We start from the raw sequence: 12,354 nt of genomic DNA, 5'->3' as shown, positions 1-12,354 counted from the left end.
CCGCACCGGCCAACTCAGGCACGGACTCGTGCTCGATCGTCATCTCACTCACTTGGCGTCTCCATGATCAACAGATCCGCCGTTTATTAGACACTCCCATTCTTGACGGCTTCAGTGGGTGCGGCAGCGCTGCCAGGAAGCGCCCGGCAGGACTGCTCCGATCGCGGCGACGGGGCCGGTATGGGCATCGGACACCACGAGCTGGACACCTCCCAGGCCGCGGGCGGTCAGCGAGCGCAGGAACGCCGGCCAGCCCGCACCGTCCTCGGCGGTGGCAACGTCCAGGCCGAGGATCTCGCGGTGCCCATCCGCATTGACGCCGACCGCGACCAGCGCGTGGACATTGACGATCCGACCCTCTTCGCGGACCTTCTGGGTCAGCGCGTCGACCCAGACGAACGCATACGGGCCGGCGCCCAGCGGCCGGTTGCGGAACGCTGCCACCTGCTCGTCCAGGTGCTTGGCCATTGCACTGACCTGCGACTTCGACAGCTGGGTGACGCCGAGGGACTGCGCGAGTTTCTCCACCCGGCGGGTGCTGACACCGAGGAGGTAGGCAGCGGCGACCACGGAGATCAGGGCCTGTTCAGCCCGGCGGCGGCGTTCCAGCAACCAGGCCGGGAAGTAGCTTCCCTGCCGCAGCTTGGGGATCGCGAGTTCGACGGTCCCGGCGCGGGTGTTCCACTCCCGCGGGCGGTAGCCGTCGCGGTGGTTGACGCGTTCCTCGCTGACCTGCCCGTACTCGGCATTGCACATCGCGTCCGCCTCCGCCGACATCAGTGCGTCGGTGAACGTCCTGACCATTGCGCGCGGCAGATCCGGACTCGCCGCGGCGAGGTTGTCCTCGGCCAGGGCGTGCAGGGGCAGACTGTCGGTTGCGGTCATCGTGCTGATCTCCTTCGAGGCTTCGACACTTCGAAGATCAGCCGGTGGCCGTCTCTCTATGCGGGCACCAACCCGGACGCCGGGACAAACCCCCGGATCAGGTCCACCCGCTACACCACTTCCACGGACGCAACCGCGTCCCCCGCCCAGTGGGTACGCGCACCGGTGGACACTGCCGAAACCCGAAGAAAGAAGACCTTAGGTGGCGACTCGCAGGGTCAGGGCGTGTCCTGTCGGCGTAGCCGTGTACAGCACATGGGGGCCGTCCCTGAGGGCGATGACGAGCCCGGCCTCGCGAAGGACCTTGAGGTGGTAGCTGGCGACAGCGGACGAACACCCGCTGCGCCGGGCAAGCTCTCCACCCGCACCACCGGTTGCCGCGGCTCGAAGCAGGGCTGCCCGCGTCGGGCCCAGGAGTGCTGCCAGGCCGTCGCGCCGATCCTCTTCCCCGGCCGGCGCCCACCACGAACCGGTCCGGTCCACCGGATAGACCACCACGGGTGGCAGTTCGGGGTCGATCAGCGTGACGGGCGTGCCCCAGCAGAAAACCGAGGGAATCAGCACTATTCCGCGGCCTCCGAGCCAGATGTCGCGCTCCTGGGGATAGGCTGCTTCGAGAACCGGTGCCCGCCACCGCAGACAGGGGCGCAAGCTGTCCAGTACCGCATCGATGCCCCCGCTGAGGAATGCCCGGGCCCGGCGCATCCGGTCCGCTTCGACCTGCGCTTCCACCCGGTTCCAACAGGGTTCGAGCGCCACGGAGAAGTAACTCCGCATGGCCTGCCCGAGTGCCTTTACGGCTTCCGGTTCTCCTCGCACCAGGGGGCCGGCCCAAATGGGCACCTCTCCCAAGGCCAGTAATTCACGCCGTAACCGTGCCCGCGGCGTCGAGAGGACCGCTTCGATACCCGCATCGATGCCCGCCTCCCCCGCCGGTGGAGTGAGCAGGTCGGGGAAGTCGCTGTAGGGAGGCGCAACGAGGCGTATCAACTGCCGATGGACTGCGGGCAAACTCCGCACACGAGCCCGCGAATCAGTGCGCCATGCATCGAAAACCGCTCGGCCCTCCCTGTTTCCGAGCAGGTTGGCACTCAGCACCAACTCCCACAGCGCGTCCGGCCGGTAAGCGATACGCGTCCGGGCCAAGTCGCTCTCGGTGAAGTGCAGACGAAGCAGACCCATAAGCCCCCCAGCCACCCCCCGTTGCTGCGGTCACTCCGGTGCTCAACCCTCTCAGGATAGCGCTGACCAGTGGGTTCAAAGCCAGATTGGAAACTCTGGTCCACGCTGGGCTGCTCACGGCATCCTCTGCTCATGCCGCAGCACCGCTCGGCGGGCCGCGCGCCGGTCCTCCGGCCGGCGACTGTCGCGGCCTGCGGGCAAAGGCAGCGCTGACCGCCACCGCCGCGCTCGGCATCGCCGCCACGGGGGGGGGCGGCGGGGGCGATCAACCCGCGGGGCTGATGCGCGGCACGGGACGCGCATGCATGGTGAACAAAAAACGGGAGGGTGAGAATGAATTCGAGAAAATTCGCCGCCGTCTGCGGCGGCATCGCATTGACAGGTCTGTTGGCGGTGGCCGCTCCGAACGCCGTGGCCGCTCCGAACGCCGTGACCGCTCCGGCCTCCGTACGGTCCGGCAGCCTGCCATCGGGACACACGCAAGTCGCGCCTGCCGCCGAGGTCGCGTGCGACTCCTTCACCTATGAGCTCGCTTCCGACGGGCGGTACTTCCACGTACCGTCGCTGGGCTCGAACACCGGGAACTACAACTGCGTCGTGGTGCGAGGTATGCACAACATCGCCGTGCTGGTCGTGCAGGAGAGCCTGAACGCCTGCTACGGCCGCAACCTCGTATTGGACTCGGACTTCGGCGGCAACACCGAGAATGCGGTGAAGTACGCCCAGACGAGGATGAACCAGGTCTGGGGTGCCGGACTGAGCGTGGACGGCCGTTTCGGCCCCAACACCAGCTACTGGTTCTCGTTCATGGAATACGACGCGAACGGCGGCCACACGGGCTACTGCCCGGCCGGACATTACTGACAGGCACGCGTCGGCCGCCCGGGACGCCCTGTCGCAGGAATTGGGCCGCTCCGTCCCGGGCGGCCGATGGGAGCGCTTCGGCTCGGAGCGCAGCGTTCGGTGTCGTCGCGCGCCAATGGCGCGCGGCGCGGCGGGCGCTGCCCGGGGCGCGGTGGCCGGTGCGGAGGTGCCGGCGAAGCCCGGCGGGAGTGTTCAATGATCGGCGGATCCGATGATCAAGGAGACGCCGGATGAGCGACACGACCATCGAGCAGATACCAGGCGGCGAGCCGGCGACAGCCGTGGCGGCGAGTGACGAGCAGTTGGTTGCGATGCTCGTGGATCGGGCCCGGTCGGAGGGCCTGCAGCTGACGGGGGAGGGCGGGCTGCTCCAGCAGCTGACCAAGCGGGTCCTGGAGTCCGCCCTGGAGGGCGAGATCACCGATCACCTCGGATACGACAAGCACGACGCCGAGGGCCGGGGCAGCAGCAACAGCCGCAACGGGACCCGGGCGAAGACGGTGCTGACCGATGTCGGCCCGGTCGACGTCAGGGTCCCCCGGGACGTGGCCGGCACGTTCGAGCCGCAGATCGTCAAGAAGCGGCAGCGCAGGCTGACCGGCGTGGACGAGATGGTGCTGTCCCTGTCCGCGCGTGGTCTCACCCACGGGGACATCTCCGCCCATCTGGCCGAGGTCTACGGCGCGAACGTTTCCAAGCAGACCATCTCGACGATTACCGACAAGGTCATGGACGGGATGGCCGAGTGGCAGAACTGGCCTCTCGACCCTGGGCGGTTTCGATCAGTGGTTGCGAATTACCTGGTCAATGGGTCTATGAGCCATTCTTGCATGGCCTGGGCGGGGGTTTTGTCTCCGAGTACCATGCGAGGCCGGCGGTTGAGCTGACGAGCGACCTCGTGGAGGTCTCGGGCGGTGTGGAGGGACAAGTCGGTGCCCTTGGGGAAGTACTGCCGCAGCAGGCCGTTGGTGTTCTCGTTCGTGCCGCGCTGCCAGGGTGAATGCGGTTCGCAGAAGTAGATCCGGAAGCCGGTGAGGGCTTCGATCTCCTCATGCAGTGTCAGTTCGCGGCCCTGGTCCCAGGTGAGCGATTTTCTGAGCTGTGGCGGGATGTGCGCTGTCTGCGTGATCAGCGCGTTGCGGACCTGCGGGGCCTTCCGGCCTCTTGGCAGGTGGATCAGTTGGACGTAGCGGGTGGTGCGCTCGACCAGGGTGCCGATCGCCGAGCCCTGCCCGCGGCCGATGATGAGGTCGCCCTCCCAATGACCGGGCGTTTTACGGTCGTTGATCTCCAAGGGGCGATGGTGGATCAGCGTCATGTTCTTGATTTTGTTCGGGGTGGGGACGCCGCGTCGCTGTTTCTTGCGGCGGGTGCGGCCGGTGCGGAGCTTGGCGTCACGTCGGCCGAGGAGGCCGGCGAACAGGGCTCGGTAGATCGTCTCCGGGCATGCTCGCATCGCCGCGTCGTCGGCGTACTCGCGGGCCAGGTAGCGCGCGATCTGCTGTGGCGACCACTTGTCGGTGAGTTTCTCGCGGACGAGCGTGCGCAGGGGCTCGCCGGCCCGGATCTTCTCCTCCTTGGGGCGCTTGCGGCGCAGGAGGGCCTGGTTGTGGGCCCACCAGGGGTTGTAGTGGCCATCTGGCTTGCTGTTGCGCCTGATCTCCCGGTAGACGGTCTGAAAACTCTTCCCCGATCGAGGCCGCGATCTCCTTGACGGGCTGGTTGGCGTAGAGCCCGTTGGCAATGTCGATGCGGTCGTCCTGAGTGAGGAAGCGGGGCGATATAGGGCCGGGGTCGGGAACGAGCATGCTCCCAGCATCGATGAACCAGTTCGAGCCGCAGCTGACGGATACCCCACCACGCGGGCGGCAGCAGCGCCCTTGTAGCCCGTCCTCAGCAGCTCGAAGTACCTCTGCTTCACCACGGTCGGCATCTTGTTTGGGGCGTACCTCGGCATCGGAACACTCTCCTTCGAGGTGTTCGCAACCACCGATAGAACTCAAGCGCGGTCGAGCGGCCGGTTCTGCCATTCGGCCATGCCGTCCATCACCTGGTCGGTGATGGTGGAGATGGCCTGCTTGGAGACCTCGGCGCCGTAGATCTCGGCCAGGTGAGCGGAGATCTCCTCGTGGGCGAGGCCCTTCGCGGACACCGACAGCACCATCTCGTCCACGCCCGTCAGCCGACGCTGGCGCTTGCGCACGATCTGCGGCTCGAAGCTGCCCTCCACATCCCGGGGCACCTTGACCTCGACCGGACCGACATCGGTCAGCACGGTCTTCGCCCGGGTGCCGTTGCGGCTGTTGCCGCTGTTCTTCCCCGCCGGATCGTGCTTGTCATAGCCCAGATGATCAGTGATCTCACCCTCCAGGGCAGACTCCAGCACCCGCTTGGTCAGCTGCTGCAGCAGACCGCCCGCACCGGTCAGCTGCATGCCCTCGCTCCGGGCCCGGTCGACCAGCATCGCGGTCAACTGCTCATCCGACGTGGCCGCACTGACCGGTTCAGCCGCGGACTCGGGCTCGATCGTCATCTCACTCACTTGGCGTCTCCATGATCAACAGATCCGCCGTTCATCGGGCCCTGTCTCACATCCGGTGGTGACGGACGGTGATGATGACGGTGGGGTAGGCCCAACAGTCGCGAAGTCGCACGTCCGTGCGCCGGGGCAGTCGTCCCCCGGAATCGGCGGCCGCTCCGCAGGCGGCCGATTTGAGCACGACGTGTCCAGGCCGGCATCCCACCGCAGGGCCGTCCACCCCATGAAACACCGAGGTCAGGGCACTAACTGCACTCTCTGCGACTTTGCGCAGTGTGGCCATGTTCGCCGGGCCGTGCCCGGTGCGGATCTGGGAGGCGTCCTCGGCGAAGGTCGTGTCCCTCACGTGGTGGATCGACTCGATGCCCCAGTGGCCGCGGGCGAGTTGTCCGAGATGCTGCGGGGATGCCTGGTGGGAAGGCCGGCGCGGGGCGCTGCAACTTCAGAGCGCGCGTCGCCCAGGAGGGGTGAGCGCTCACATTCAGTGTGAGGGGCCCAGGTGTGTGCAGTCGGCCAGCGGGGGCACTGCCCCGGTTGAAGGGTCGAAATGAGACTGACACATCTGTCGGCGCCACCTCAAGGGGTGTGCGGTACGGGCCTGTTTCGGCGCCTGCCCCGCACGCCAGCCGTCCGCGCGGGGGGCCTCGGCTTCTGGCGCCGATGCGAGCACAGGGGCGCCCCGGGCAAGGGTTGGGACGGGAGGTCGCATCGATGACCGGGTGAATCGGTTCGTGTCGTGAGACTTGACACCGTGAGGGGTGCAGGGCAGCTTCTTGTATCCGAAACATCTGTCCCTCCAGTGACGCCATATCTCCGACCGCTCGGTATATGTGAGCGCTAACACGATGGGTGTCTGTCAGGTGCGCCGAGGGGTCGGGCGGTCCGGGCGGCCTCCTTCCCCCTGGTTGTCGGCGAGTTGTGGTGGGACAGGGCCGACCCGGCGGGTCGCTCACCGCCTTACGGCTTCAGCGCCGCCCCGACCGGTTCATCACCTGCCCGTGCCTGGTCCGTTTGCAAGGAGGATCGTGTGAAGCGACAACACGTACAGCCGCCGCGCCGTCGACGCCTGGCCCTTTGGTCCGTGGCCGTCGTGGCGCTGCTGACCGGGGCTGCGGGAACACAGCCGGCCACGGCGACCGCCCCTCGGGCCACGCCGGCCGTTGCCTCGCCGGCCTCCGGCACCGACGGCGTCACCGCCGGCAACGCCGCCATCGCGGCGGTCGACCTGGCCGGCACGTGGGGGTTCACCCCGGTGGGCCGGTCGGCGACGTCGATCACCGTGCCGGGCGGCGGCTGGTACAAGCAGGGCTTCACCGATGTGAACGAGGCGGTGTACTCCCGCACGATCACCGTGCCGGACTCCGGGCAGCCGCAGTCGGCGTGGATCGAGTTCGGCGCGGTGAACCACCAGGCGACCCTGTCGGTCGACGGGCGGACGGTGGCGACCAAAACCACCGCGTTCACGCCGTCGAACTTCGACATCAGCGCGTACGCGGCACCGGGTACCACGCACACCGTCACGGTCGATGTGAAGGGCAGAGGCGCCCTGAAGAACCCAGCGAACGGCAGGTACCTGGTGCCCGACGCGGCCGACTGGGCCGAGGCCGTACCGCAGGGGATCTTCCGTTCGGCGTTCCTGCGCGTGTATCCGGCCGTGTACGTCAGCGACACGTTCATCCGCACGTCCGTGGCCAATCAGACCCTCACCTACGACGCGTCGGTGACCAACACCTCCGCCAGCGCCCGGTCGGTGACCCTGACCGGCTCGCTCGCCTCGGACAACGGCACGTCGTTCACCTACCCGGCGCTGCCGAGCAGCACGGTGACCGTGGCCGCCCACTCGACCGTCAAGGTGACAGTCGGGCCGGTGGCGTGGAACCTGGGCTCCTCCTCGTACTGGTGGCCCAACGTCCCCTACCGGCAGGGGTATCGCGCCCAACTGCACCGCCTGACCGTCCACGCGGCGACCGACGACGGACACACCAGCGACGCGACCTACCGCTTCGGATTCCGGGAGAGCACCCAGAACGGCGAGTACTACTACCTCAACGGCGTGCGGGTGAACTTCCGCGGCGACAACCTCCAGGGCGCGGACTTCGACCGCATCAACAACGGCGGCAAGGGCGACGCCTACGACACCCTGCCCGGCTTCCTCGCGCCCTCCTCGGGCAACGGCGGCTGGCCGCAGGCGGTCGACAACTACCAGCGGCTGAACTACAACGTGGTCCGCATTCATCAGGAGCCGGCCAGCCCCTACATGCTCGACGTGGCCGACGAGATGGGCCTGATGATCATCGACGAGACCGGCATCCGCGGCTCCAACAGCCTTCAGGACTTCGTCGCCGGGCACGACAACATGGTCGACCACGCCCGCGCACTGACCCTGCGGGACCGCAACCACCCGGCCGTGATCCGCTGGAGCCAGAGCAACGAGCCCGGCAGCAGCGGTGACGACTCGGAGCAGTTCGAGAAGGACCTGTACGCGGCGATGAACGGCAACGACGGCACCCGGCCGGTCAGCGTCGACGCGTGGGTCGGCGCCCCGGCCAACCCCTACCCCTCCATGGCGTACTCCAACTTCGATGTCTTCGGGCACTACTTGGACGGTTTCGGCACCTACGGCGAGAAAGTCGTGTCGGTTGCCGGCCGGCCCGACGGCGAGGGCGAGTACATCTGGCCGAAGTGCAACACCAAGCAGGGCTTCGAGTGGTTCGCCACCACGATGGTGGCCAAGCGCGCCAAGGACGCCAGCGACTTGCGCCCCTACACCCTGCTGTCCGCCTGGGCGGGCGTCATCCCCGGCGTCCGCACCACCGACTTCACCCCCGAAGAGGGCGGCCATCCCGTCTACGGCGCCGACAACCTCTCCGACCCGTGGAGCAATCCGCAGATCCAGCGCATCCAGGCCGCGTTCAACCCGGTCGCCGCGATCGACCTGCCCTATTGGTCCGCCTCAGGCGTGTCGGACTCCAACGGCACCTTCCCCCTGTCGCAAGCGGTCCCCGGATACGCCGCCAACAGCACCGTGAACCGAACGATCTCGGTGTTCAACGACGCCTTCACCGGCACCGCCGTGGACTTCGCCTGGAGCGCCCACCTCGACAGCGCCACCGGCCCGGTGATCGCCTCCGGGAACACCACCCTCACCGTCCCGCTCGGCTCGAAGACGACGCAGACCGTGTCGTTCACCGCGCCGTCCAGCGGCTCACGGGTCTACCTCGTCCTGTCCACCAGCAAAGCCGGGACGACCGTGTTCAGCGACGCGGTCGAGTACTTCACCCTGGGCAGCTCCACGAGCCCCGCGCCGGGCACCTACCGGATCGTCAACCGCAACAGCGGCAAGCCTCTGGCCATCGCCGGCAACTCCACCGCCGACGGCGCCAAGGCCGTCCAGCAGACCGGCGGCGGGAACTGGACCCTCAGCGCCTCGGGCAGCGCCCTCACCCTGCGCTACAACCCCACCGGCAAGGTGCTCGACGTCAACGGCGGTTCCACCGCCGCCGGCCTCCAACTCCAGCAGTGGACCGCCAACGGCGGTACCAACCAGCAGTGGTACCTACGGCCCACCGGCGACGGGTACTACACCATCGTCAGCCATGACAGCGGCCTGGCGGCCGACGTGAGCGGCCAGGCGACCAGCGACGGAGCCGCCGTCGTGCAGTGGACCGCCAACAACGGCGCCAACCAGCAATGGCAGCTTGCGCAGTGTGGCCATGTTCGCCGGGCCGTGCCCGGTGCGGATCTGGGAGGCGTCCTCGGCGAAGGTCGTGTCCCTCACGTGGTGGATCGACTCGATGTCCCAGTGGCCGCGGGCGAGTTGTCCGAGATGCTGCGGGGATGCCTGGTGGGAAGGCATATCGGTGATCGCGTGGACGGTCTGCCGGGTGGTCTTCCCGCTCTTGGCGTCGGTGCGGTAGCGGTGGATCTTCACTGCCTGCGTGACATGCGGGAAGTCCAGGCCGAGACCGGTGACGGTCAGCACACGCACCGAGCGGGTCTCACGTCGGCCGTGCCCGGTCGCGCGGTCGTAGCGCACCGTGGTGCACTTCTTCCACGGCAGGGCCCGCAGCGCGGCGCGCAGGCGCGGCTGGTTGCGCCTGACGACGAGGACGAAGTGGGCGTTCTTCTCCTCCACCAGATGGCGGGCCTGTTCGCGGGTGGTGTGCAGTGCGTCGGCGGTGACCGTCACACCGGTGAGGTCGAAGGGTGCCAGCAGCGCCGGCAGGGCGGTGACCTCGGTGGTCTTGCCGGGCACCGGAAGCTGGGAGATGACGCGTCCGGAGCCGGTGACGGCCGACAGCAGGTGAACGGCGTCGTCGGTGCCGGTGCGTGAGCCGCGGGCACTCTTGCCGTCCACGGCCACCCGCCCGGCGTCGGCCGAGGCGGCGCCGAGCAGGTCGGCCAGCCCACCGGGGCACACCGAAGTGAGCACGCGGCGGATCGTGGAGGTGGCAGGAGTACTCCGCAGGCCGAGCGGGCCCGCGGGGACGGACGCCCAGGCGGGCGAGGGCATCCTGCGGAGCACTGTTGTGGGCCAACTGGCCGATGGCCAGGTAGGAGCGGGCCCCGGACAGCACCGCGCAGGCCGCAGTCAGCAGCACCGACACCAGCGAGTGCCGTCGGCCACGACGGTCGCGCGGGTCCGGCAACGTCGCCAACCGCTCAGCGACACCCGGCAGTTCACGCTGGCGCGGCGAAGGCGACTCGGTCAGACAGACGGTGGCAGACTGGCGGCACATCGAGGCTCCAGTGGTGCAGGGCGTCTTGATAGGTCACCCCTTCAACCGGAGCCTCGTTGTCTTCGTAACGGCCCGTAGCACCCCCTTCGTGCGTACGACCAGCGACCCTGCAAGATCACCAGCACTTTGAATCAGCCCTGCCGACAGGGCCGGGAAGAAGGACCTCAGTAATCCTCATTGCCTCTGGTCAGAGGCACTTTTCGCTTATCTGACCGCCTGTCGGACGGCCCACTTCATGAAAGCGCGAGGTTACTCAGGTTGAACTCGCGATGTCGGTGGTCAAGGCCAGGCGAGGGGCGGCTGTGGCATGCTCGTCCGCGTGATCGATGCCCCGAAGGATGACTGGTCGTTCTCCACAGCGCGGGAGCCGGCCCGATTCGGTGCCTGCGAAGTGAACGGCGCCCCGGGTGTCGAGCATGCGGTGGACGGGCGCAGGACGTTGTGCGGCATTTCGGCACGGCACACCACCCGCCATCTGCACCTGTTCGTTGCCGGCGCCCTCCAGTCGTGCCGACGGTGCCGTCAGAAGGCTGAGGCGTCCCCGACGCAGCCGTGCGTCCAGGAACGCCTTTACGGCCGGGTCCTGGAATCGGCTCAGGGCGCGATGCGTGACGAGTTGCTCGCCGCGCTTCGCAAGGGGGCGCCCGTCCGCCTGTGGATCAACGGCCCTTCCGCAGACCTGGCAAAGTCCTACGCAAGCTTCGATGAGCTGACCGACGGCGCCGGGCCCGCTGCCGAGGCTTTCGCGTCCGCGGAGACCATCGGGTTGGCGAACGTCGAGTACGACCTCTGGCGGTTCCTCGTCGTCCTGCCGCAGGACGGCGGCCCGCCGATCATCGCTCGAGGAGCACGCGGCCCCACTGATACGTTCAGGGCCTGCCGAGGTTAGACGCGATCACGGCAAAGCGGTGGCCAGCCCGGTCGCGGCCAGACAGCCGTCGATGAGCTGGGGCCGGTACTGGATCTTCCGTAAGCCGCGTCTGACCGTTCGTACGAGGTGGTCGGGGTCGGCGAAGGCGACGTTCGCCAGGTAGCCGCGTCGCAACAGCGACCAGATGCTTTCGACCGGTTGAGGTCGGGAGCGTACGGGGGCAGTTGGTAGACGGTGAGCAAGTCCTGGACGGCGATGAACTTCTTCATGCCGGCGGCCAGGTGGGTGTTCAGGTTGTCCCAGATTAGGACGATCGGCCCACCGAGCTGGTTGTGCACCGCGACGATCAGGTCGCGGTAGTCGCTCCAGGCGAAGCTCTTGCGGTCCCTGCCTCTGCCCTGGCCGTCGTCGAGCCTGGGCCGGTAGATCAACCGGGAGCGCATCCCGGGCTTATAGCAGGTCAGGGCGGCGATCGAAACCCGTCGGCGGGAGCGGCCGCGCACCCGAACGACGGGCGTGTGGCCACGGCGTCCCCAGGTCCGGGCCCGCGCCGGCGTCATCGAGACCCCGGCCTCGTCCTCGAACACGAGCCAGGCCCCGAGCGCCGCCACTAGGCTTTTACCTACGGCCACACCTGCTTCTTCCACACCTCGACCGCCTCGTCGTCGCGCTCGATCGCCCGCCGGACCGGCTGCTGGCACGACCAGCCGTTGCGTCGCATCAGCTTCCAGACACCCTGGACGGTGTAGGAGACGTGGAACCGCCGGCCGATCAGAGTCTTGATCCGTGCAAGCGTCCACCGCTGGTCCTCCCAGCCGTGAGCGAGCGGCCCTTTCTCCAACTCCCGCTCCAACTGGGCGAACTGCCGCTCGCCGAGCCGGGCAGTGACTGCGGCCCCTTCGACTCCAAGCCGGGCGAACCGCCCTGCCGCCAGGCCTGACTGACGCCACCGCTCCACCGATCGCACGGTGACCCGTAGGTCAGCCGCGATCACCCGGTTGCCGTCTCCCTGTTCGAACCGCTCGGCGGCCTCCAGTCGCACCCGCTCCCGACGCTGTTGCTCCTGGGCAGTGAACCCGCCCCCCTGCGCGTATCGCACTCCATGGTCATACCGCGGGGATCAAGGTCCGTCAGTACCTATGACAAGACGAGTTCAACCTGAGTAAGTGTTGGATTCGGGTGTGTCCAGTTAACGGCTGATCTTGGTTGTTGGGGTTCAGTTGTTGGCCGGGGTGAGCCGGCCTTCGAAGGCGATCTGGAAGGCGTTCAGGGGT

General features: G+C 67.9%; 4 protein-coding genes and 7 pseudogenes. 4 read left to right on the top strand and 7 right to left on the bottom strand.

Translation table 11 applies throughout. The features are described 5' to 3' along the window. Positions 1–114: 114 nt before the first annotated feature. Positions 115–885, bottom strand: a pseudogene (locus IH54_RS0138265) (IS256 family transposase); the annotation flags it as partial. 198 nt (positions 886–1,083) lie between these two features. Continuing rightward, positions 1,084–2,067 (bottom strand): helix-turn-helix domain-containing protein, encoded by a 984-nt coding sequence (locus tag IH54_RS0138260; protein WP_234344270.1) that lies wholly within the window; start codon positions 2,065–2,067, stop codon positions 1,084–1,086. A gap of 333 nt (positions 2,068–2,400) precedes the next feature. Here IH54_RS0138260 and IH54_RS0138255 point away from each other — a divergent pair, with 333 nt between their 5' ends. Next, entirely contained in the window at positions 2,401–2,931 is a 531-nt protein-coding gene (locus IH54_RS0138255; RefSeq protein WP_159012376.1) for a peptidoglycan-binding domain-containing protein, read from the top strand. A 311-nt stretch (positions 2,932–3,242) separates the two neighbouring features. Beyond that, positions 3,243–3,818 carry a transposase gene (locus tag IH54_RS0138250; protein ID WP_267965271.1) on the top strand — a complete coding sequence of 192 codons (576 nt, stop codon included), beginning with the start codon at positions 3,243–3,245 and terminating at the stop codon, positions 3,816–3,818. Here IH54_RS0138250 and IH54_RS0138245 read toward each other — a convergent pair. After that, positions 3,728–4,888 (bottom strand): annotated as a pseudogene (locus tag IH54_RS0138245) (IS30 family transposase). The gene IH54_RS0138250 and the pseudogene IH54_RS0138245 sit on opposite strands and share 91 nt — an antisense overlap. Before the next feature lie 51 nt (positions 4,889–4,939). After that, positions 4,940–5,395, bottom strand: a pseudogene (locus IH54_RS0138240) (transposase); the annotation flags it as partial. A gap of 1,102 nt (positions 5,396–6,497) precedes the next feature. On the opposite strand from IH54_RS0138240, the pseudogene IH54_RS44145 reads away from it, so the two are divergent. Then, positions 6,498–9,167, top strand: a pseudogene (locus tag IH54_RS44145) (RICIN domain-containing protein); the annotation flags it as partial. Between the two features lie 51 nt (positions 9,168–9,218). Here IH54_RS44145 and IH54_RS48205 read toward each other — a convergent pair. Both IH54_RS48205 and IH54_RS48200 read right to left on the bottom strand, forming a co-directional pair. Beyond that, positions 9,219–9,983 (bottom strand): annotated as a pseudogene (locus tag IH54_RS48205) (ISAs1 family transposase); the annotation flags it as partial. 22 nt (positions 9,984–10,005) lie between these two features. Further along, a pseudogene (locus tag IH54_RS48200) lies at positions 10,006–10,209 on the bottom strand (transposase family protein); the annotation flags it as partial. 319 nt (positions 10,210–10,528) lie between these two features. Between IH54_RS48200 and IH54_RS0138230 the strand changes: the two are divergent. Next, on the top strand, positions 10,529–11,098 hold the full coding sequence (locus tag IH54_RS0138230) for a hypothetical protein (protein ID WP_159012374.1): 570 nt from the start codon (positions 10,529–10,531) through the stop codon (positions 11,096–11,098). Between the two features lie 6 nt (positions 11,099–11,104). Here the strand turns inward: IH54_RS0138230 and IH54_RS48195 are convergent. Then, positions 11,105–12,179: pseudogene (locus tag IH54_RS48195) on the bottom strand (IS630 family transposase). Between the last annotated feature and the right edge of the window lie 175 nt (positions 12,180–12,354).

The sequence above is a fragment of the Streptomyces sp. NRRL F-5123 genome (assembly GCF_000721495.1).
In the GTDB taxonomy this organism is placed as follows: Bacteria; Actinomycetota; Actinomycetes; order Streptomycetales; family Streptomycetaceae; genus Actinacidiphila.
Note: the sequence above shows the minus strand (reverse complement) of the source record. Positions and strands in the feature narration are given on the sequence as shown.

Bases quoted from the DNA above. Each gene is read 5' to 3' on its own strand.
- IH54_RS0138260 (WP_234344270.1), bottom strand. From the start codon at position 2,067: ATGGGTCTGCTTCGTCTGCACTTCACCGAGAGCGACTTGGCCCGGACG.
- IH54_RS0138255 (WP_159012376.1), top strand. From the start codon at position 2,401: ATGAATTCGAGAAAATTCGCCGCCGTCTGCGGCGGCATCGCATTGACA.
- IH54_RS0138250 (WP_267965271.1), top strand. From the start codon at position 3,243: ATGCTCGTGGATCGGGCCCGGTCGGAGGGCCTGCAGCTGACGGGGGAG.